General features: G+C 63.0%; 22 protein-coding genes and 1 riboswitch. Of the genes, 10 read left to right on the forward strand and 12 right to left on the reverse strand.

Annotated elements, in window-relative coordinates:
• Positions 1–1745, reverse strand: a 1745-nt coding sequence (locus L981_RS27180; protein WP_043623828.1) for an ABC transporter ATP-binding protein, incomplete at its 3' end; no start/stop codon positions are given.
• Between the two features lie 482 nt (positions 1746–2227).
• Between L981_RS27180 and L981_RS27185 the strand changes: the two genes are divergently transcribed.
• Positions 2228–2689, forward strand: a complete 462-nt coding sequence (locus tag L981_RS27185) for a tRNA (cytidine(34)-2'-O)-methyltransferase (RefSeq protein ID WP_043623829.1) — start codon at positions 2228–2230, stop codon at positions 2687–2689.
• 73 nt (positions 2690–2762) lie between these two features.
• Here L981_RS27185 and L981_RS27190 read toward each other — a convergent pair whose 3' ends face one another.
• Positions 2763–3338 carry an NADPH-dependent FMN reductase gene (locus L981_RS27190; RefSeq protein WP_043623831.1) on the reverse strand — a complete coding sequence of 192 codons (576 nt, stop codon included), beginning with the start codon at positions 3336–3338 and terminating at the stop codon, positions 2763–2765.
• A 77-nt stretch (positions 3339–3415) separates the two neighbouring features.
• Here L981_RS27190 and soxR point away from each other — a divergent pair, with 77 nt between their 5' ends.
• Together soxR and L981_RS27200 are read left to right on the forward strand one after the other, a co-directional pair.
• Positions 3416–3886 carry a redox-sensitive transcriptional activator SoxR gene (gene soxR / locus L981_RS27195; RefSeq protein ID WP_043623833.1) on the forward strand — a complete coding sequence of 157 codons (471 nt, stop codon included), beginning with the start codon at positions 3416–3418 and terminating at the stop codon, positions 3884–3886.
• A 51-nt stretch (positions 3887–3937) separates the two neighbouring features.
• Positions 3938–4177, forward strand: coding sequence for a hypothetical protein (locus L981_RS27200; RefSeq protein WP_043623835.1), 240 nt, complete (start codon positions 3938–3940; stop codon positions 4175–4177).
• An 83-nt stretch (positions 4178–4260) separates the two neighbouring features.
• Here the strand turns inward: L981_RS27200 and L981_RS27205 are convergent, their stop codons facing one another.
• The gene (locus L981_RS27205; protein ID WP_043623836.1) at positions 4261–4521 is read right to left on the reverse strand and encodes a hypothetical protein; all 261 of its coding nucleotides are present in this window, start codon (positions 4519–4521) and stop codon (positions 4261–4263) included.
• A gap of 209 nt (positions 4522–4730) precedes the next feature.
• Between L981_RS27205 and hemF the strand changes: the two genes are divergently transcribed.
• On the forward strand, positions 4731–5642 hold the full coding sequence (gene hemF, locus L981_RS27210; protein WP_043623839.1) for an oxygen-dependent coproporphyrinogen oxidase: 912 nt from the start codon (positions 4731–4733) through the stop codon (positions 5640–5642).
• Positions 5643–5769: 127 nt separating this feature from the next.
• On the opposite strand, the gene L981_RS34765 is transcribed toward hemF, so the two are convergent.
• Positions 5770–5946, reverse strand: a complete 177-nt coding sequence (locus tag L981_RS34765) for a hypothetical protein (protein ID WP_156134261.1) — start codon at positions 5944–5946, stop codon at positions 5770–5772.
• A gap of 154 nt (positions 5947–6100) precedes the next feature.
• Between L981_RS34765 and L981_RS27215 the strand changes: the two genes are divergently transcribed.
• Positions 6101–6373: a BON domain-containing protein gene (locus tag L981_RS27215; RefSeq protein ID WP_043623841.1), complete on the forward strand. Its 273-nt coding sequence runs from the start codon at positions 6101–6103 to the stop codon at positions 6371–6373.
• An 18-nt stretch (positions 6374–6391) separates the two neighbouring features.
• Here L981_RS27215 and L981_RS27220 read toward each other — a convergent pair whose 3' ends face one another.
• From L981_RS27220 to L981_RS27235, 4 genes are all read right to left on the reverse strand, one after another.
• Positions 6392–7006 carry an ABC-type transport auxiliary lipoprotein family protein gene (locus L981_RS27220; protein ID WP_043623844.1) on the reverse strand — a complete coding sequence of 205 codons (615 nt, stop codon included), beginning with the start codon at positions 7004–7006 and terminating at the stop codon, positions 6392–6394.
• An 86-nt stretch (positions 7007–7092) separates the two neighbouring features.
• Positions 7093–8463, reverse strand: coding sequence for an MlaD family protein (locus L981_RS27225; protein ID WP_043623847.1), 1371 nt, complete (start codon positions 8461–8463; stop codon positions 7093–7095).
• 177 nt (positions 8464–8640) lie between these two features.
• Positions 8641–9459 carry an ABC transporter ATP-binding protein gene (locus L981_RS27230; RefSeq protein ID WP_043623850.1) on the reverse strand — a complete coding sequence of 273 codons (819 nt, stop codon included), beginning with the start codon at positions 9457–9459 and terminating at the stop codon, positions 8641–8643.
• Between the two features lie 13 nt (positions 9460–9472).
• The gene (locus L981_RS27235) at positions 9473–10600 is read right to left on the reverse strand and encodes an ABC transporter permease (protein WP_052202042.1); all 1128 of its coding nucleotides are present in this window, start codon (positions 10598–10600) and stop codon (positions 9473–9475) included.
• Positions 10601–10860: 260 nt separating this feature from the next.
• On the opposite strand from L981_RS27235, the gene dgcA reads away from it, so the two are divergent.
• On the forward strand, positions 10861–11844 hold the full coding sequence (gene dgcA / locus L981_RS27240; RefSeq protein WP_043623855.1) for an N-acetyl-D-Glu racemase DgcA: 984 nt from the start codon (positions 10861–10863) through the stop codon (positions 11842–11844).
• Here dgcA and L981_RS27245 read toward each other — a convergent pair.
• Positions 11796–13016 carry an MFS transporter gene (locus L981_RS27245; RefSeq protein WP_043623857.1) on the reverse strand — a complete coding sequence of 407 codons (1221 nt, stop codon included), beginning with the start codon at positions 13014–13016 and terminating at the stop codon, positions 11796–11798. The genes dgcA and L981_RS27245 overlap by 49 nt on opposite strands.
• Before the next feature lie 97 nt (positions 13017–13113).
• Positions 13114–13953 carry a UDP-2,3-diacylglucosamine diphosphatase gene (locus L981_RS27250; protein WP_043623860.1) on the reverse strand — a complete coding sequence of 280 codons (840 nt, stop codon included), beginning with the start codon at positions 13951–13953 and terminating at the stop codon, positions 13114–13116.
• A 171-nt stretch (positions 13954–14124) separates the two neighbouring features.
• On the opposite strand from L981_RS27250, the gene L981_RS27255 reads away from it, so the two are divergent.
• The 4 genes from L981_RS27255 to L981_RS27270 all read left to right on the forward strand — a co-directional run bounded on the left by L981_RS27255 (position 14125) and on the right by L981_RS27270 (position 19465).
• Positions 14125–16437 carry an NADP-dependent malic enzyme gene (locus L981_RS27255; RefSeq protein WP_043623863.1) on the forward strand — a complete coding sequence of 771 codons (2313 nt, stop codon included), beginning with the start codon at positions 14125–14127 and terminating at the stop codon, positions 16435–16437.
• Between the two features lie 270 nt (positions 16438–16707).
• A complete protein-coding gene (locus L981_RS27260; protein WP_043623866.1) occupies positions 16708–17445 on the forward strand; it encodes a LuxR family transcriptional regulator in 738 nt (245 codons plus the stop codon).
• 140 nt (positions 17446–17585) lie between these two features.
• Positions 17586–18230, forward strand: a complete 645-nt coding sequence (locus L981_RS27265; RefSeq protein WP_043623869.1) for an acyl-homoserine-lactone synthase — start codon at positions 17586–17588, stop codon at positions 18228–18230.
• Positions 18231–18382: 152 nt separating this feature from the next.
• Positions 18383–19465 carry a DUF2865 domain-containing protein gene (locus L981_RS27270; RefSeq protein WP_043623871.1) on the forward strand — a complete coding sequence of 361 codons (1083 nt, stop codon included), beginning with the start codon at positions 18383–18385 and terminating at the stop codon, positions 19463–19465.
• Between the two features lie 12 nt (positions 19466–19477).
• On the opposite strand, the gene bluB is transcribed toward L981_RS27270, so the two are convergent.
• Complete coding sequence (bluB, locus tag L981_RS27275; protein WP_043623874.1) at positions 19478–20173, reverse strand: 5,6-dimethylbenzimidazole synthase; 696 nt, start codon at positions 20171–20173, stop codon at positions 19478–19480.
• Positions 20174–20218: 45 nt separating this feature from the next.
• Positions 20219–20432, reverse strand: a riboswitch (cobalamin riboswitch).
• Positions 20433–20515: 83 nt separating this feature from the next.
• Positions 20516–21328: an SDR family oxidoreductase gene (locus tag L981_RS27280; protein ID WP_043623876.1), complete on the reverse strand. Its 813-nt coding sequence runs from the start codon at positions 21326–21328 to the stop codon at positions 20516–20518.
• Positions 21329–21510: the final 182 nt, after the last annotated feature.

Raw genomic sequence — 21510 nt, forward strand, 5'->3', positions numbered from 1 at the left:
CCGGTCTCGACGATGCGGCCCGCCTCGAGGATCACCAGCCGGTCCATCTCCGTCAGCGTCGACAGCCGGTGGGCGATCGCGATCACCGTCTTGCCTGCCATCAGAGCGAACAGATTCTCCTGGATCGCCTGCTCGACTTCGGAATCGAGCGCCGAGGTCGCCTCGTCGAGGATCAGGATCGGCGCGTCCTTCAGGAACACGCGCGCGATCGCGATGCGCTGACGCTGGCCGCCGGAGAGTTTGACGCCGCGTTCACCGACCTGGGCATCCAGGCCCTTGCGGCCCTGGTTGTCCTCGAGCCCCTGAACGAAGTCCCAGGCATTCGCCTTCTTGGCCGCAGCGATGATCGCCTCGTCGTCCGCTTCCGGATGGCCATAGGCGATGTTGTCGCGAATGGACCGGTGCAGCAGCGAGGTGTCCTGCGTCACGACGCCGATTTGCGAGCGCAGACTGTCCTGCGTGACGGTGGCGATATCCTTGCCGTCGATCCGGATCGCGCCATCCTCCAGGTCGTAGAAGCGCAACAGCAGGTTCATCAGCGTCGTCTTGCCGGCGCCCGAGCGACCGACAAGGCCGATCTTCTCACCCGGCTTGATGTCGAGCGAGAGGTGATCGATGACGCCCTTGGCCTTGCCGTAGTGGAAGCGGATGTTGTCGAAGGCGATTGCCCCCTTGTCCGCTGTCAGCGCCTTGGCGTCCGGCTCGTCGACGATGTCGTGCGCCTTGGTCATCATGCCGATGCCGTCATAGACCGTGCCGATATTCTCGAACAGCGCCGAGACTTCCCACATGATCCACTGCGACATGCCGTTGATGCGCATCGCAAGGCCGACGGCGATCGCGATCGCGCCGACGGAGATCGCACTCGTCAGCCAGAGATGGATGCCAAGCGCGGCGATCGCAAAGAGGGCGATGCTGTTGTTGGCATAGACCAGCACATGAAACAGCGTCACCTTGCGCATCTGGCGATGCACGGTGTCGAGGAAGCCGTCCATGCCGTCACGGGCATAGCCTTCCTCGCGGCCGGCATGCGAGAACAGCTTGACCGTACCGATATTGGTGTAGCTGTCGACGATCCGGCCGGTCATCATCGAGCGCGCGTCCGCCTGCTCCTTGGAGATCTTCTGCAGCCGCGGCACAAAGTAGCTCACGATGCAGATGTAGATCGCCAGCCAGATGCCGAGCGGGATCACCAGCCGCCAGTCGGCGGTAGCGACGACGGCGAGCATCGTGACGAAGTAGCTGACGACATAGACGAAGACGTCGAGGATCTTCATCACGGTTTCGCGCACGGCCAGTGACGTCTGCATGACTTTCGTTGCCACGCGTCCGGCGAACTCGTTGGCAAAGAAGGTCATGCTCTGGCGCAGCAGGTAGCGGTGCATCTGCCAGCGGGCGATCATCGGATAGTTGCCGAGCAGCACCTGATGCATGATCAAGGAATCGATCGCCACGAGGCCCGGCAGGCCGATGAGGACGAGCGCACCCATCCAGAACAGCCGTCCGCCTTCGGCGGCGAGAAAGCTCTCGCGGTCGGCGCTCGACAGCCAATCCACCATGTTGCCGAGGAACTGGAACAGCGCCACCTCGCCAATGGCGATCAGCGCCGTGCAGACGGACATGATGACGAGCCAGGGTGCCGCCGGCTTGGAATAGTGCCAGCAGAAGCCGAACAAGGTCTTCGGCGGAACCGTCGGTTCCTCCGCAGGGTAAGGATTGAGGCGGGATTCAAACCAGCCAAACATAACATTGCTCCTTCAGAGTATTTTGAAGGAAAGCGGGATTTCGCCCCGCATTCTTATGATGAAAAAGGCAGTCCGGAAATGCAGCCCACAAAGGGCTTCGTCTTCCGGAGTCCCGGAAGCGCGTCGATCTCGGTTAAAAGATAGGTCGCGGAACCGGTCAGGCCAAACGGTGGCCCACTACTCCAGGAAGGCGTGTCAACATCGATACATTCATGTTTGCCTCCGTCGGTTCGCGTTGAAGAGGTCCGATCTCTACCCTTATTCGCGCTCGCATGCCAGATTGTCGCAGGCACTTTCTTGCCCAATTTTTCATCGCTCCGACCGCTGTTGCGGTTTCGGCACAGATTAGCGCGGGCAAAATGAGCGACCTGAAATTGACGGCCATGCCGTACGATCGAGGGTGGATCGCTTATGCGTTCGGTGCGATAGGAGCCGCCATCGATATTCGTTCCGCCCCTATCTCCCGGAGCAGCCACGACCCCATGAGCAATCTGCGCATCGCCCTCTACCAGCCCGATATTCCCGGCAACACCGGCACGATCCTGCGTATGGCGGCCTGTCTCGGGCTTGGCGTCGACGTGATCGAGCCCGCCGGCTTCGACCTTTCCGACCGCAACCTGAAGCGCGCCGGCATGGACTATATCGCATCGGTGGCGCTGACCCGTCACGTCAACTGGGAGCGCTTCGAGGAGTGGCGTGCTACGAGTGGACGCCGCCTGGTGCTCGCCTCCACCAAGGCTGCCCTGCCCTATACCCGCTACGATTTCCGCCAGGACGACATCCTGCTCTTCGGACGGGAGAGCGCCGGCGTGCCCGACCACGTGCACGAGCGCGCCGACGGCCGCATTCTCATCCCAATGGCCGACGGCCAACGCTCGCTGAACATCGCCATCTCTGCCGCGATGATCGCCGGCGAAGCGATCCGGCAGGTTTCGCCGCTCTGATACCGATTCCATAGCCGTCTCCATGGCGGCGGTCCGAGCCTCTGAGATCCCGCCGCCCTTCACACGCGGCGCATCAAGCCGCGACTTCGTTGTAAGGCTTGCTCTTGCGCGCCTGCTTCAACACCCGCGACCACCAGGTCAGGCGATCCATCATCAAAAACAGCGGCGCGCGCAGCTCCTCCGGCTTGTAGAGATTGCCGGCGGCGTCGAACTTCGACCAAGCCTTGGGGAAGGTGACCCCGTCGCGCAGCGTCACCGCATGCAGCTCTCCAAACACCTGGCGCAATTGCTCGACTGCGCGGATGCCGCCCGAGGCGCCACCATAGGAGACGAAGGCGACCGGCTTTGCATGCCAGGGCTCGTAGACCGAGTCGATCAGCTCCTTCAGCGCCGCCGGGTAGCCGTGATTGTATTCGGGGGTGACGACGATGAAGGCATCGGCCTCGGCGATCTTGCGCTCCAGCCATTCGCCGGGATTGACCGCGGCGCCAAGGCCCCGGGACGTCCTGAGCCTGGCCGGATCGATGATCGTCAGCGTGAACGTATCGGAAGCCGAAAGTTCCCGGATCAGCCAGTTGGCGACCGTGTCGCAGAAGCGACCCTGGCGCGCGCTGCCATAGATCACGGCAAGGGTCATTTTCTCAGTCATGGGGATCAAGCTCCTGTTGTCTCAGTTATGGAGCCAATGCTATAAAACCTCAATATTAGTTGAGGTCAATAGCCGTCATGACGATTGTGAAGCAAAGCGAATTGCGCCGTGAACTGACCGTGGGCGAAGTGGCGGAGCGCAGCGGTGTCGCCGTCTCCACCCTGCATTTCTACGAGGCCAAGGGCCTCATCCGCAGCAACCGCACCCGCGGCAACCAGCGCCGCTATCCGCGCGGCGTGCTCAGGCGCGTCGCCGTCATCAAGGTGGCGCAGCGCACCGGCATTCCCCTGTCGGAAATCCAGGACGCTTTGTCGGTGCTGCCGGACGATCGTCCGCTGACGGTCGAGGATTGGGGCAGATTGTCCGAAACCTGGCGCGAACAGCTGAACGAGCGCATCGCCAACCTCATGGCTTTGCGTGACCACCTAACAGGCTGTATCGGCTGCGGCTGCCTGTCCTTGCGTGAATGTCCGCTGCGCAATCCGCACGACGTGCTGTCGATGGAAGGCGCTGGCCCAAGGCTCATGGATGAGGACGGCCACCCTTAAGGGCGGCCTCGACCGGAGGCGCCCCAATATGGTCATTGCGCGGAGAAGAAGGTGAAGTCAGAACTTAGACGTCGCGTTGCGATAATCGTCCCACTTCTCGCCCTCATCCTGTTCTCATGGTTCTATTATCTTGACGATCGCGCTTGCGCCCCAGGGGATCGGCAATGCGTCGTCAATACATTCCTGGCGCTTGCCCTGGGGACCGTGATACTTGGACTGACCGCGATCATTAATCTATTGATTCTTCTCGGAAAAATTCTGATCCATTTTCAGGATCGAGATCGCGTTTGAGCGTTGCTCCGCCTTGGTGCGCAGGTTACTCCCGCGTGTACCGACTTGACCGGTTAGCTTTGAAAAAGCGGTAGGGCGACGGGTCAATCCGCGCTCGGCAGGCGGCGCATCGTGAACTCGATCTCGTCGCCGTCGAGCTGTCGCCAGCTTTCCACTTCGGTCCAGTAGGCGGCCTTCGGCCAGGTGTCGAACCATTCCCGGGCCTTCGCGCGGGCAGCACTGCGATTGAGCCGAAAGGTTTCCCGCACGAAAAGGCCATCGCCTCGTGTCGGATTGTCCCGGCGATGCCGGGCGATCTGCCGCCGCAATCCATCGAGCGGCGGGCCTGCAGGTATTCTTGCCATGGGCTATACCTCTGGATTGTAAGATAGTGAGGCAAGCCAGCCTTTGCCAGAGCTTTGTGCGCGTGCGTTTGACCGGCCCGATCGCGCCGCGACAGAGTGGCCGAAGCGGCTGGACCGCCGTTGCTATCAGCGCCAAAGTGTGAACTGTGACGACTTCACTCGAATCGGCGGTATTTCATCGGGATATTCCGCCAACAGGACGTAATTTCATGGAACGACCGCAGCTACCCCAGGGGCTCCCCGCAGACATCGAAGACAAGAAGGCGGAGGCGCGTGCATGGTTCGAGGGGCTGCGCGACACCATCTGCGCCGCCTTCGAGGCGGTTGAGGACGAGTTGACAGGGCCGCTGTCCGATCGCGCCCCCGGCCGCTTCGTCGCCAAGGACTGGAGCCGTGAAGACGGCAAGGGCGGCGGTGGCCGCATGTCGATGATGGAAGGCCGTGTCTTCGAAAAGGTCGGCGTGCACACCTCGACCGTCTACGGCGAATTCTCGCCCGAATTCCGCAGCCAGATCCCGGGTGCTGCCGAAGATCCCCGTTTTTGGGCCTCGGGCATTTCGCTGATCGCCCATCCGGTCAATCCCAACGTGCCGGCGGTTCACATGAACACCCGCATGGTCGTGACGACCAGCAACTGGTTCGGTGGCGGCGCCGACCTCACCCCGGTGCTCGATCGCCGTCGCGTCATGACGGATCCCGATACCCAGCTCTTCCACCGCGCGATGGAGATCACCTGCGGCCGCCATGCCGTCGCCGATCATGCCAAGTTCAAGAAATGGTGCGACGACTACTTCTTCCTGCCGCATCGCAACGAGGCGCGCGGAACCGGCGGCATCTTCTACGACTGGCTGCACTCCCCGGAAGAGCAAGGCGGCTGGAACGCCGACTTCGCCTTCACCCGTGATGTCGGCAAGGCGTTCGCCATCGTCTATCCGAAGATCGTCCGCACCAACTTCAATACGCCCTGGACCGAGGACGACCGCGACGAACAGCTGGTACGCCGCGGCCGCTATGTCGAGTTCAACCTGCTCTACGACCGCGGCACCATCTTCGGCCTGAAGACCGGCGGCAATGTCGAGTCCATCCTGTCGTCCCTTCCCCCGGTCGTGCGCTGGCCGTAAGGCTCAACGGCACCATAAAGAATGAGAGAAGCGCTCGCGCCGCGCGGACGCGCTTCTCTCCGGGATCACGCGCAGCGTGCGCCCCAGCCGAAAACGGCTCCCTGAACCGTTTCGGGCATATTCAACATCACTTGCAGATCCGCACCTTCTTCCAGAAGAGCTTGCCGTCGGCGCCATAGGCCCGTTCGGTCTTGAGGACGCAGCTCGGCTTGCAGCCGTAGCTGTAGTTCGCTGCCTTCGCCGGTATGGCCAAGGCAAATGCCATCGTCGTCGCCAGAGCCATGGCGAAGCAAGAACCGCGCATTTTTGTATATCCCCGTGTGACTTAACCGCGATGGAGCCGCCCGTCGCCTGAAGCGAGCCATCGCACGGATCGGGCTCATCCCGCTGTTTCGAATGAAACAGGCGAACAAAGCGCGCCGTCTGGCGTTTCACCTTCCTCGAGCGAGGTGAAAACGATGATCTTCAAGAAGCGCACATTTTACGGCGACGAACCGGAGCGGCAGGCGGCCGATCACCCTGCGGAACTGGAACGCCGCGTCGCCCATCTCTTGGCGGTCACGCCCGGCCTCGATGCCGCCGATGTCACGGTGACCGGCAAAGGCAACACGATCCTGCTCGCCGGCTTCGTGGCAACAGCAGCCGAAGTTGCGCGCGCCGAAGAGGCGGCCAGGCACGTGCAAGGCGTCGCGGAAGTGATCAACCGGATCGAGACGGTCGTCGCACGATAGAGAGCGCCCTTGGCGTCCCTAGATGGAGCCGAGCGTCCAGCTGACGATTTCCGCGGAAACCGTGGCGAAAGCCTGATCCATGGCGTTGATGAAGGCCGTATTGCCCGTGCCCCTCACCGCAGCCGAGGCTCGAAACGCCTTCGCCGCCCGAACCGTGCCGTTGCGGTCGTTGAGGATTTTGGCGAAGATTTCGACATTGGCCACGTCGGCGCCTTCGGTCGAGATTTCGAAGGCGCGGATTTCGGTGATGACCTGGTAATCGATTGCCAGGCCCTGGCCCGGCTTGCCGACGCCGCCGACCTTGCCCGTGTCCTCGAAGGCCTGGACGAGCTTCGACTGCACCAGCTTCGGCAGGCGATCGCTCCACTGCGCCTTGGCGAGATATTGCAGCTCGGCCCCGGATAGGCGAATGACGACTTGATCGCTGTCGAGCGCCTTCAGAGCCGTCGGCTCCGGCACGAGGATCTGCTTGCCCGTGGCTGCACGACCTTCGACGGCCGGCCTTGCCGAAAGACTATAGGTGTCATTGACCGCTTTGGTACCGCAGCCGGCAAGGCCCGCTGCCAGCATGAAAATCAGGGCGGAGCGCCACGCTCCCGTCACTCGCACGCCCACCAGCCCTGGAAAACTCATACTGCCGTTACCTTTGTCCCACACAACTTCGGCGCATTCCGGATCGAAACACACCACCCGGCCCCACGCCGGCTGTGCCCACCGACTCAGCGTCGGGTGCGGCCATCATATTGCTTTACCGTCTCGCCGCCAAAGAGAAGACGCTGCGGATCCTTGTCGAACGTGGAGATCGTGTTCTCCAGGCTCTGCACCGTGCGGCGCGTGTCGGTGACGAGCGCCTCGACGTCGCGCAGGCCCGAGCCCGAGAAGCGACGAAGGTTGTCAGCGATCGGCCCGATCTGCGCGTTCAGATTGTCTGCCATCTTGCGGAAGGACTCGAGCGTCGCGCGAGCATCGGCCGAAAGCGAAGGCGCGTCGGCGTCGCCGAGGAAGCCGTCGACCTTGACGAGAATGCTGTCGACGCGGTTGGCCGAAGCGTTCAGCTTGCTCGCGAGCTGCGTCACGTCGGTGATCGTGCGGTCGATGTCCTGCTGGCGCGCCGTGATCTTCGCGGCGAACTGCGAGATGTTGGCGACGGTCTTGCGGGCGTCGGCGGTCGCCGCGGTGATGTCGTTGACGACGAGCTCCACCTTCTGCTTGTCGACCGAAGCGACCAGCGTATCGACCCGCTCCAGCGTCTTCTGAGCGTTCTTTCCGAACTGCTCGTAGGTTTCGACGGTCTGCCGGAAAGCCGCGATGGTCTCGGAAACGCCGCCCGAAGCCTGCTTCAGGTCGTTGCTGATCTGCTCGACGTTCGAGACGATGCGGTCGATCTTCTTGGGATCCACCGACTTCACGAGCGTCTCGGCCGTTTCCAGGGTCGAGTCGAGCTTTTTGGATGCCGCGCTGACAGAGCCGGAGAGTTCCGTCACGCTTTTCAGGAAGTCGTCGATCGCGCCGGAATTGTTCGCAAGCGCGTCGGAAAACTTCTCGGCATTGCCGATCGTCTTTGTGAGCGGACCGCGCACGTCGGTCACGAAGCCCTGGATGTCGGTGATGGCGCTGTTGGCGCGATCCATGATCTGGTCGGCCGTGGCGAGCAGGCTGGTAACGCTCGACTGGTCCGCAAGGATGCGGGCCTGGGTGCCCTTTTCGATCGCGGTCTTCAGGATGTTCTCGTCGCCCTTGTGACCGCCGCTGAGCTCGATATAGGCAGCGCCCGTCAGGCCCTGCACTTCGAGCGTCGCCTTGGTCGACTTCAGCACTGGCGCATCGACCGAAACCTCGGTCAGTGCGATCGAATAGCGCGGGTCGTTGGCATCGATCGCGAGGTTGCGAACCGTGCCGACGGGAATGCCGTTGAAGCGCACCGGAGAGCCGACCGAAAGGCCGTTGGCCGACCCCGGAATATTGACCACCAGCTCGATCATCTCGCCGCTTCGGCCATACTGCGACATCCAGTAGACGAAGCCGAATGCGGCCGCGACCACGAACACCGTGAAGAAACCGACAATGGCGTAGTTCGCTTTCGTTTCCATTCGTACCGACTACCTTCGTGGCCGCTTCACCGGCTCTTCCTTCGATCTCGACACCTGGGCGTCAAAACCGCACCTTGCGGAGCGCCATGCGTCCAACGAACGCATCGCGCAAGGCTCCAACATTTGTTTCCGGATCATACCCGCTTCAGGCCGTTCGCCTGACGCCGGATGCTCCGGTCATTGATCGTGGCGAACGATCGATCGTGCCCGCTTGCCACGGAAATAGGACTGCACCCACGGATCGTCGCAGGCGAGCATGTCTTCAACCGTGCCTTCGACCAGAACCTTCTTCTTGCCGAGAACCGCGATCCGGTCGCAGACCGAAAAGAGGCTGTCGAGGTCGTGAGTCACCATATACACGGTCAATCCCAGCGTGTCGCGCAGCTTGGCGATCAACTCGTCGAACTCGGCCGCCCCGATCGGATCCAGCCCCGAAGTCGGCTCGTCGAGGAAAACCAGGTCCGGATCGAGCGCCAGTGCACGCGCAAGTGCTGCGCGCTTGATCATGCCGCCGGAAAGCTCGGACGGGTATTTTTCCGCCGCCTCCGGTGCAAGACCGACCAGCTCGATCTTCACCCGCGCCAGCTCGTCCATCAGGCTTTGCGGCAGGTCGAGATATTCGCGCATGGGCACCTGGATGTTCTCGCGCACCGTCAGCGCCGAAAACAGCGCCCCGTGCTGGAAGAGAACACCAAGGCGCATGTCGAGCGCGATGCGCTCGCCCTCGGTGATGTTGTCGTAGTCGGCGCCGAGGATCTCGATCTTGCCGGACCGCTTCGCAAGCAACCTCAAAACGGTGCGCATCAGCACCGATTTGCCCGTACCCGACGCTCCGACGAAGCCGAGGATTTCGCCGCGGTAGATCTCGAGGTTCAGCTTGTCGAGCACTATGTTGGACCCGAAACCGACCGTCAGGTCGCGAACGGAAAGCACCGACTCCCGCTCGTTCGCCTCGGTCGGCTGGTATTCCTCGTGCCTCTTTTCGACCGGGTTCACGCTGTTCTCCGCATCAGAAATCAATGGCCGCGTAGAACATGGCGAACAGCCCGTCGATCAGGATCACGACGAAGATCGACTTGACCACGGAAGACGTCACGTGGCGGCCGAGCGACTCCGCGCTGCCGCCCACCTTCAAGCCTTCGACGGCTGCCACGACGCCGATGATCAGCGCCATGAACGGCGCCTTGATCATGCCGGCGGCGACGGACGAAAAATCGACGGCTTCCTGCAGCCGCGCAAGGAAGGTCGGGATGGTGATGCCGGAATAGCCCCAGGCGACGAGCGCCGCGCCGACCAAAGCTGCGAAGTTTGCGATGATCGTCAGGAGCGGCAGCGCGACGGTCAGCGCCACGAGGCGCGGGAAGACCAGAACGCCGACCGGGCTCAGCCCCATGACCTTCAGCGCATCCACCTCTTCGCGCATCTTCATCGAGCCGATTTCGGCGGTGATCGCGCTGCCGGAGCGGCCGGCGATCATGATCGCCGTCAGGAGCACGCCGATTTCACGCAACTGCAGGATGCCGACGAGATCGACGACGAAGACTTCGGCGCCGAAATAGCGCAGCTGGAACGCGCCCTGCTGGGCGATGATGGCGCCGATCAGGAAAGACATCAGCGTGATGATCGGAACCGCCATCACGCCCATGCGGTCGATCTGGTGAACGATCGCCGCCGGCGAGACGCCGCTGTGCCGTCCAAGCTTCAGCTGTGCACCGCGCACCGCGGAGCCCAGAATATACATCGCCGCGACGATATCTTCCCACGTCGCCGCCATGACCTCGCCGATCGGGGCGAAGATGCGCTGGAACAGCGGCAGCCGTTCGCTGCCCTTGTCCGGAGAACGCAGCTCCGCCGGCAGGGCATCGATCAACTCGACATAGCGTTGCCCGCCCTCGGCGAAATGAACGTTGTCGCGCGACGGTCCGACGATGCGGGTCATGAAGCGGCGGATGATCCAGGCGCCTGCGGTATCCATCGCCGTCACACCGGACAGATCGAACTGGGCTGCCCCGTCGCCCTTGCGCGCAAGGCCATCGAGCTTTGCCGCCATCGCCTCGGCGGTTTCGTGCCGCCAGGCACCGGTGAAGACATAGCTTCGCCCGCTGCCAGTCTCGGACAGCGCGACATCGGCGGTCATCTTGCGGGCGGCTTGCGACACGTGTCTTCTGTTATCCCGATTTGCCCCTGCAAAACTCGTCCAATCTCGATAGATTTGAGGACAAGATTGTGCAGCAGACCTAAAGTGTTACCGCGAGCGTTGCGCGTCCGACCGGAGGCAACGACTGTGTAAAGATTCGTAAATCCTTCCACCGTCATAACGGCTCGCACCTTTGCTGTCACCCGAACGTTGCGGCGCTATGACGCCGGGCCAACAGATTACCTGCCGGAGACGCTTTCATGTCACTTTCCCTCGAAGCCGCCGTGGAACATTTCCCGATTGCAGGCACGTTTACGATCTCGCGCGGCTCCAAGACGACGGCAAGCGTCGTCACCTGCCGCATAGGCGATGGCGTCCATACCGGCTCCGGCGAATGCGTTCCCTACGGCCGCTACGGCGAAACGCTCGACACGGTGCTGGCCGAAATCGCAGCCATCCGTCCCCGCATCGAGGCCGGGCTTAGCCGTGCGGACCTGCAGCGCGAGATGAAGCCGGGTGCCGCCCGCAACGCCGTCGATTGCGCCCTGTGGGATCTGGAAGCAAAGCAGAAAAACCAACCGGCCCATGTTCTTGCCGGCATTTCTTCACCGGAAGCATTGACGACGGCCTATACGCTCTCGCTTGCCGAACCCGACGCGATGCGCCAACAGGCGGCTAAGTACGCCCACCGCGCGCTCCTCAAGGTCAAGGTCGGAACGGCCGATGATGCCGCCCGGATCCGTGCGGTGCGCGCCGGTGCACCCGAAAGCCGCATCATCCTCGACGCCAACGAAGGCTGGACGCCCGAGACCCTCGCCTATCACTTCGCGCTCTGCGCCGAGGAACGGATCGACCTGATCGAGCAGCCGCTTCCGGCCGGACGAGACGAGGCGCTGGCAACGGTCGCCCGCCCCGTTCCAATCTGCGCCGATGAAAGCGTGCATTCGACCGAGGACCTCGCAGCCCTCGTCGGCCGCTACGATGCGGTCAACATCAAGCTCGACAAGACCGGAGGGCTGACCGAGGCGCTGCGCATGCGCGCGCAGGCAGATGCGCTCGGGCTCAAGGTCATGGTCGGTTGCATGGTCGGCAGTTCGCTGGCCATGGCTCCGGCCATCCTGGTGGCCCAGGGCGCGGATTTCGTCGATCTCGACGGACCGCTGCTGCTTGCCAAAGATCGTGAGCCTGGCCTGCGCTACGAGGCGTCGCTCGTCTTCCCGCCGGAGCCGCGCCTCTGGGGCTGAAGATACCAGGCGGTGACGGCAAAGCAGCAGCCGGCAAAGGCGACGACCGACATGGAATAGAAGCCGTTGACCCCGTACCAGTTGTAGAAATAGCCGGACAGGAACGTGAAGATCGCCGTGAAGATGCCGGTATAGAAGAAGTAGAGCCCCTGGGCCGACGCTTCCTGTGATTCCACCACCCGCTCGACCAACTTGTGCTGCATGCCGGTGTGCATGATCGCATAGGTGAAGGCGTGGAAGCACTGCAGGATGAAATAGCCGCTGAAGCCAAGATCCATCGGGAAGATGATCCAGCGCACCACGGCGAGAAAACAGCCGGACAGGATCATCACCCAGACACTGAAACGGCGGCTGATCGCCTTGGCGAAGACGAACATCGTCACCTCGGCCGCCACGCCCGCGCTCCAGAGCAGGCCGATCTCGGTACCGCTGTAGCCGATGTGCTGCCAGTAGATCGCCGAGAAGGCGAAGAGCATCGCGTGGCTGGCGTTGACCAGCGTCACGCCGATCAGGAGCAGTTGCAGGTCAAGTTGCCGGAGCGATTTCGGCGGTGGCTCGGTCAAGGCCGTGATCGGTGACGGCCGCCGCGGTTTGCCGACCCGTGGCGCGGCATAGGCCATGACGATCGTCAGGCCAAAGCCGATCGCCATCGCCGGAAGCACCATGTCGCTGCCGAAAATGCCGACCATCCAGCCGCCGAGCATCGTCGCACCGATGAAGGCGACCGAGCCCCAGAGCCGCATATGTGCGTAGTCGAAGCCCCAGCGCCGCACGCCTGACAGAGCGATCGCCTCGACGATCGGCACATAGGGCGAATAGACGGCCGACTGCAGCGTATAGATGACCAGCACCGGCCAGAACTCACGGAAGTAGAACAGCACCAGCGCCGTTGCGAGCGACAGAAAACCGGACCAGATCAGCACGATCGCCCGCTCGCCGAGCCGATCGGCGATGACGCCGGCGATGGGCGCGGTGATGACGCGCACGAACATCGGCAGCGCTAGGACGACGCCGATCTCGAAGTCGCTCATCGACAGCGTGCTCAGCCACATCGGGAAATACGGCATCGCGAAGCCGTTGACGATCAGCGGCGCACAGAAGAGCAAAGCAATGCGAAGCGCAAAATGGCGCGGCGGAGGGCCCACATAGGCGGGCGCTTGGGAGGGAATCATCGTCTGACCTGATGGCTGTGCCCACTCTCTAGCACGAGCCGGGCGCGCCTCGCCATAACCTAGTTTTCGCGACACGACTTTCGGCGCGGCGCGAAGATCAGGCCGCGCGCTGGGTCAGCAGTTGGGCAAGCAGCTTGTCCGCTTCGCCGGATGCTTCGCCTTCGCTGGCGCCGCCGCGCATCTGGTGCCAGGTGATCAGTTCCATCGTGCCGTCGTGGTGCTCGGCAATCGCCGTGCAGCTTTCCACCCAGTCGCCGGTGTTGATGTAGCGGATGTCGCCGATCTCCTCGATCACGGCATGGTGGATGTGACCACAGATCACGCCCTGCGCATCGTGGCGGCGCGCCTCTTCGGCGACCACCTTCTGGAACTCGCCGATGAAGTTGACGGCGTGCTTGACCTGGAGCTTCGCCCAGGACGAGAACGACCAGTAGGGCATGCCGAGACGCCTGCGGACCGCCGCAAGGCCGATATTGATGGCGATCGCCGTGTCGTAGGCCCAGTCACCGAGATAGGCGAGCACGCGGGCATTGCGCACGACGACATCGAATTCGTCGCCGTGCAGCACGAGGTACTTACGGCCGTCGGCCCCCTCGTGCATGTAGCGCTGCGCCACCTCGATACCGCCGAAATGCACGCCTGGAAAGTCGCGCAGGAACTCGTCGTGATTGCCGGGGATATAGACGATGCGGGTGCCCTTGCGCGCCTTGCGCAGGAGCTTCTGCACCACGTCGTTGCAATTCTGCGGCCAGTACCAGCTGCGCTTCAGCCGCCATCCGTCGACGATGTCGCCGACCAGAACGATCGTCTCCGCTTCATGATGCCGCAGGAAGTCGAGCAGATAGTCGGTCTTGGCCGCCTTGGAGCCGAGATGGACGTCCGAGATGAACAACGTCCTGAGCTTTCGTACGGAGTTGTCTTGCTGCGCCGCCATCATGCCAGCCTCGTCTCTGGTTACGCTTCGTGCCTTCGTGAAACCAGACTCGTGTTTCAAGAAGATGACATCAACATTGCGTTGCCGGTCTGCCGCCGAAATCAGCACTGCAAAACTGTACCTCGCTTCGAATTCATGCCAAAAGGCACGACCACGAATGAGGAATGTGAGAGCATGAATACGGGCGACAAGACGAAATCCCATACCGGTCCGGCCAGCGGCGACATCGACCAGCAGGCCCTTTTCTTCCACCGTTATCCCCGCCCGGGAAAGCTCGAAATCCAGCCCACCAAGCCGCTCGGCAACCAGCGCGACCTGGCGCTGGCCTATTCGCCTGGCGTTGCCGCCCCTTGCATCGCCATCCGCGACAACCCGGAACAGGCAGCCGATTTTACCGCCCGCGCCAACCTGGTTGCGGTCATTTCCAACGGCACGGCCGTGCTCGGCCTTGGCAATATCGGCCCGCTGGCATCGAAGCCGGTCATGGAAGGCAAGGCGGTTCTCTTCAAGAAATTCGCCGGCATCGACGTCTTCGACATCGAAATCGATGCGTCGAGCATCGAGCGCATGGTCGACGTGATTTCGGCGCTGGAGCCGACCTTCGGCGGCATCAACCTTGAAGACATCAAGGCACCGGAATGTTTCGAGGTCGAACGCCGCCTGCGCGAAAAGATGCAGATCCCGGTCTTCCACGACGACCAGCACGGAACGGCGATCATCGTCGCCGCTGCCATCCTCAACGGCCTCGAACTTGCCGGCAAAGACATCGCGACCGCCAAGATCGTCACCTCGGGCGCGGGTGCCGCCGCACTTGCCTGCCTCAACCTTCTCGTGACGCTCGGCGCCAAGCGCGAAAACATCTGGGTGCATGACCTCGAAGGCCTCGTCTACAAGGGTCGCGAGGTGCTGATGGACGAATGGAAGTCCGTCTACGAGCAGGACAGCAGCAACCGCGTGCTCGCCGACAGCATCGGCGGCGCCGACGTCTTCCTCGGCCTCTCGGCGGCCGGCGTCCTGAAGCCGGAACTTCTGGCACAGATGGCCAAAAAGCCGCTGATCATGGCGCTCGCCAACCCGACGCCGGAAATCATGCCGGAAGCCGCCCGCCAGGCCCGTCCGGACGCGATGATCTGCACCGGCCGCTCGGACTTCCCGAACCAGGTCAACAACGTCCTCTGCTTCCCGCATATCTTCCGCGGCGCGCTCGACTGCGGCGCAAGCACGATCAACGAAGAAATGAAGATGGCGGCCGTGCGCGCCATCGCCGGCCTTGCGCGCGAAGAGCCCTCCGACGTTGCCGCCCGCGCCTATTCCGGCGAGACTCCGGTCTTCGGCCCGGACTACCTGATCCCCTCGCCGTTCGACCAGCGCCTGATCCTGCGCATCGCGCCGGCGGTTGCCAAGGCCGCCGAGGAAAGCGGCGTCGCAACCCGTCCGATCCAGGACTATGACGCCTATCTCGACAAGCTGAACCGCTTCGTCTTCCGCTCGGGCTTCATTATGAAGCCAGTCTTTGCCGCCGCCAAGAACGCCCAGAAGAACCGCGTGATCTTTGCCGAAGGCGAAGACGAGCGCGTGCTGCGCGCCGCCCAGGTGCTGCTCGAAGAAGGCACCGCCCGCCCGATCCTGATCGGCCGCCCGCAGATCATCGAGACGCGCCTGCGCCGCTATGGCCTGCGCATCCGCCCGGATGTCGATTTCGAAGTGGTCAACCCCGAAGGCGACCCGCGTTACCGTGACTATGTCGAGGACTACTTCGCTCTCGTCGGCCGCCTCGGCGTCATCCCGGAAGCGGCCCGCACGATCGTGCGCACCAACACGACCGTTATCGGTGCGCTCGCCGTCAAGCGCGGCGAAGCGGATGCGCTGATCTGCGGCGTCGAAGGACGCTACAGCAAGCACCTGCGCGACGTCTCACAGATCATCGGCAAGCGCGACGGCGTGCTCGATTTCTCGGCGTTGAGCCTGCTGATCTCGCAGCGCGGCGCGACCTTCTTCACCGACACCTATGTGAGCTACTGCCCGAGCGCCGAAGAGATCGCCCAGACGACGGTCATGGCGGCACAGGAAATCCGCCGCTTCGGCATCACCCCGCGCGCAGCCCTTGTCTCGCATTCGAATTTCGGTTCGCGCGATTCGGAGAGCGCCACCAAGATGCGCACGGCGCTGCAGCTCGTGCGGGAACTTGCGCCCGACCTCGAGGTCGACGGCGAAATGCACGGCGATGCCGCGATCTCGGAAGCGCTGCGCCAGCGCGTCATGCCGGACAGCAGCCTTACGAGCGAAGCCAACCTCCTGGTCTTCCCCAATCTCGATGCCGCAAACATCACGCTCGGTGTCGTCAAGACCATGACCGACAGCCTGCATGTCGGCCCGATCCTGCTCGGCTCGGCGCTCCCAGCCCATATCCTGTCGCCGTCCGTCACCTCGCGCGGCGTCGTCAATATGGCGGCTCTGGCGGTGGTCGAAGCCAGCCATCCGGGTTGAGATGGCAACGCGGAGATCGCCACCGGTCTTCGCTTTAATCGGGCGCCATGCCGGCGCCGGCAAAACCGTATCCGGATGTCGCGCCTGCTTCAGGCGCGGCATCGCCGGTTTTACGCATCGCCTGCGAATCAGCCTCCCTCACGCGGCCGATCGGCAGCCGCAATCAAGGCGTGCACAATTGGTATTACACACCAATCGGGAAAGTTTGCGCTGGACAAAAGGTGAACCTCTAACCATGCTGGGGCCTCGGACGAGATTCGGTGTTGTGGCATGACTGAGCAGCAAGCTGTCCTCGACATGCTGGAAATCCTGGAATGCGGCGGTTGCGTGGAGCCCGCTCATTTCTTCACATTGATGCGTCGAACCTTCCGCATTGCCCATCTGCTCTATCTCGAAGCCGAGCCCTATGCGGACGAGCTCAAGGTCTGCCGGCTGCATCACACCTTTGGCGCCTATGCCGCCGAGATCTACCGCGCCCGCAGCCTTCACCGGATCGATCCGATCCTGAAGCTGGCACTTGGTGGCGTGCGGCCGGTGGAATGGACGATGGCGCGGCATCGATTCCCGGAATGCGAACCGCTGTTCCAGGCCGCCCAGGAAATCGGCATTTCCATCGAGGGCGTCGCCCTGCCGTTGCCCTCGCCTGCCGGGCGCATGGCGTTGCTTGCGATCAACGTCAACATGTCGGCCGGCGAATGGACGACCTATCGCCGCCATCACCTGCGTGATTTCCAGCTGGCCGCCAATCTCTTCCATGCCGCCATGCTGGAGCACGGCGCCATGGCCGGCAGCATTTCGACCCGCGAGATGCGGTTGACCGGGCGCGAGACCGAGGTGCTGACCTGGGCTGCCGCCGGCAAGAGCTATTGGGAGATCGCCACGATTCTCGGTATTTCGGAGCGCACCGTGCGCTTCTTCATGACCAATGCGCGACGCAAGCTGAATGTCGTTTCCAACACCCAGGCCGTGGCACAGGCCGTACGACACGCGCTGATCCCCACCGTTTGACACCCGACGACACACCTCCACCGAAACCCCTCGAAATCTAGTGGCAAATATCACGCATTTGAACTGTCGCTAGCGACAGTTACGCAACCGCCGCGAGCCTGACAGCATCGCCCCATCCCCAAACTCGGATGGAGAAAACGATGATCAGGATCCTGAACGGAAAGACCCGCGCACAACACCCGGCGGCCGTCGACGACATGTTCCGGTTGCGCAAGCGCGTCTTCCACGACTTCCTGAAATGGGACGTGCAGACCGAAGGCGAATGGGAGATCGACAACTACGACCAGGCAAACCCGCTCTACGTGCTGTCCTATGCCCCCGATACCGGCCGGCTGCGCGGCGCACTGCGGCTCCTGCCGACGCTCGGCCCGAACATGCTCGACGACACCTTCCCGATCCTGCTTGGCGACAATCCGGAAATCCGCAGCGCTTCGGTCTGGGAATCCAGCCGCTTCTGCATCGAGCCGGAGATTTCGCAGGACCGCGCCTCGAACCAGGTAACGGTCGCGGCTGCCGAACTCATGTGCGGCGTCGGTGAGCTTGGCCTTGCTTCCGGCATCAGTCACATCGTCACCGTGACGGATGTGTTCCTGGAGCGCATGTTCCGGCGCATGGGATGCCCGGGCGAGCGTATCGCCGAACCGCATCGCATCGGCTCGGTCTTCGCGGTTGCCGTTGCCTGGGAAGTGACCCCGGATCTGCTTTCGCGGATGAAAGCGGTCGCTGCGATCGAAGGCACCGTTCTCGACCGCCCGATGTCGCTGGAAACCGCCCGCGCCGCCTAAGCGCGTCAGTCGATCGGCACTGTTAACGCAAACCGTCGCTTGTCGTTGCACGATCACCGACAAGCTCTATGATGGAGGCGAAACAGGAATGCCGCTGGCAGCCACCCGCAGAAGTTGGCGCCGACCTGGCAACAGGAAGAGACTTACGCCCCGTGTTCACGCGCCTGAAACACGTCGCTGCGGCCCTTGTGCCTTTGGTTCTGATCGGTGCCGGTCCGTCACTGGCATCGACGGCCTGCGACCGACTGAACGCCCGGCTCGCGCAACTGCCTGACTACGTCGCCAGCAATGCCGATGCGCGCGACTATGCAAGCGCAATCTCACGGCAGAACATCGAACTGCGGCGGGCCAAGAACGACCGCCGCCGCGCCGGTTGCGGTGGCGGCAACGCCATCGGCTACGACGGCGGCGACCCCGACACCTGCAGCGGGCTCAACGGTCTCATTGCCGAGATGGAAGACAATCTGCGCATGCTGAAGTCCGAGCGCGAGCAGATCGTCGCCGGCGGCAGCGACGACAGCCGGCGCCGGATCCTCGCAGCACTTGAGATCAACGGTTGCTATGGCGACCGCGAGGAGTTCGCAAGCGTCGAACCAGACGTGCCGGAAAGCCATCGGAACATCGTTGCCGACCTGCCGCCGGACGACGCCTACGGCCCGATGCTCGGGCACGGCGAAGACGGCTACGCGCCGCAGGAGCGCTACTATAGCGGCACGCTCAGAACCATGTGCGTGCGCACCTGCGACGGCGCCTTCTTCCCGATCTCTTCGGATGCGACGCCGGCCGATTTCCCACGCGACGAACAGGCCTGCCGGGCCCGATGCCCAGGGGCCGAGACGGAGCTCTATTTCCACGACCTCAACACGGAAGAGAGCGACAAGATGGTCTCGGCCGTGACCGGCCGTCCCTATACCGAAATGCCCAACGCCTTTGCCTATCGCACCCGCACCGTCGGCAAGCCCGGCCAGTGCGGCTGCCAGATACCGCAGACCGCTGCAACCACGCCGAAGACGACAGGTACGAAGACCGGCGACGACCAGTCGTCGATCATCGTCATCGAGACGAAGAAGCCGGAAGCAGCGGGCGAGGCCGCCAAGGTGCCGGCCGAAGAGCGGCCCTATGATCCGTTGAAGAACAAGGTGCGCGTCGTCGGGCCCACCTACCTGCCGCAGGAAGAAACTGCGATCGACCTCAAGCATCCGAAGGGACCGGCCTATCAGCCGGTCCAGAATTGATCGGGCGAGGCCTTACGCCTTCTCCTTGCTGCATCCCCATCCTTCCTCGAAAACCAGGTCCTCGAGCGGAAGGCGCTGGCGCCAGCCCTTCACGGCGAGTTCCGGCTGCTGATAGAGGCGATCGACGTAGCCCAGGCAGAGCCAGGCGACGATCTCGATATGGTCGGGGATGCCGAGGATCGCCTTGATCTCGGCCTCGTGGAAGATGCTGACCCAGCCGACACCCACCCCTTCGGCGCGCGCTGCAAGCCAGAGGTTCTGCACGGCGCAGACGGTGGAATAGACGTCCATCTGCGGATTGTGGGTACGCCCGAGCACGACAGCGCCGCCGCGCGTGCGGTCGCAGGTGACGCAGATGCTGAGCGGCGCCTTGCGAATGCCTTCGAGCTTCAGCGCGCGATACTTTCCCTGCTGTTCCGCCTCGAACATCAGCACGGCCTCGTCATTGGCGCGGCGAAACGCCTGCCAGACCCGGTCGCGCGTTTCTTCCGCCCGCACCAGCACGAAGTTCCAGGGCTGCATGAAGCCCACGGACGGGGCGCTGTGCGCCGCGGCCAGCAGGCGCCTGATCAGATCATCCGGCAATGGCTCGGGCAGGAATTCATCGCGCACGTCGCGACGTGTCTCGATGGCACGGTAGACGGCCTCCCGCTCTTGCAGCGAAAAGGCAGCGGCAGCCGCAAGGCCACCCTTCGGTTCAGTCAGCATCGTTCGATCCCCAACAATGCGAAAACCTCCCGCCGTCCACGCGGGGTTCGGTCTATCTCGCCAGGCCGGTCTTCTGACTTCGGTTCAACCGATCGCCTCACCTTCCCAGATCGATTGAAGATCCAGTGGCAAAACCTTGAATCAATTCAAGGCCATCTTAGACGCGATCGTCCCCGTCACAGCGTTGGGCACGTTCCGGAATTTCGACCGGATTCCCGATTCTCCCGCTTTCGCGGGCACCTGACGACGGCACTAAGTGCACAGCCGTTTGACAAAGACAAGCGGCGCCGTTCCGGTCGGGAACTGGTGCGCCGCTTTCCACCTGCTTCTTGCTGCCTCGCCTCAGAGCGGAGCGACCGGATGCGGCGAACCGTCATAGGCGCCCCAGATCGACTGGTCGAAGCAGATGACCGATCCGGTCATCAGTCCGGATTCGGCCGACGACAGGTAGGCGCAGGCACGCGCCACCTCGGCCGGATCGACGAGCCGGCCGAAAGGCTGGCTAGCCGCCGCCTTTTCGAGCCAATCGGCAGCCGCGCCGTGAAACTCGCGCTGGATGCGGTCTTCGCCTTCGGATGCCATCCAGCCGATATTCAGCCCGTTGACGCGGATGCGGTTGCGCAGCAGCGCATAGGCCGTGTTCTTGGTCAGCGTTTCGAGCGCGCCTTTCGACGAGCAATAGGCGGCGATGAAAGGCTGGCCGGCCATCGCCGACATCGAGCCGATGTTGACGATCGTGCCTTCGGTCTTCTCGCGCCGCATCACTTTCACCGCTTCCTGCATCAGGAAGAACGGTGCGCGCACGTTGATCGCGAACATGCGGTCGAAGAGTTCGGGCGTGGTGTCGAGGATCGTGCCGCGGTCGGTGATGGCCGCAGCGTTGACCAGCGCATCGACCCGGCCGAATTCGGCGTCGCAAGCGGCGACAACCTTGCGGGCGTCCTCCACCTTCTCCAGATCGGCCTCGACATAGACGATTTTCGCGCCATGTGCCTTGCCGATCTGCTCGGCCTTCGCCCGTCCCTTGGCGGCGTTGCGCCCGCAAATGACGATACCCTTGGCGCCACGCGCGGCGAAAAGGCCAGCAATCGTCGCGCCCAGCCCCTGCGTACCACCGGTGACGATGGCGATCTTGCCCTGCAATTGTCCACTCATCGAATTCCTCCCTCGGAAATGATCGTTTGAAACGGCTGCGGCTCCCGAGCGAAACACGCCGGGAGCCTGTCAAATGGTAGCTCGCGCGTCAGCTCAGCTTGCGCTTCGCCTGCGCCTCAAGCACCGCAAGAAACTCCTCCTCGCCCGTTCCCGCAGTGAGCGCCTCGCGCATCAATTGCGCC

The sequence above is a fragment of the Ensifer sp. ZNC0028 genome, assembly GCF_000799055.1.
Classification (GTDB): Bacteria; Pseudomonadota; Alphaproteobacteria; order Rhizobiales; family Rhizobiaceae; genus Ensifer.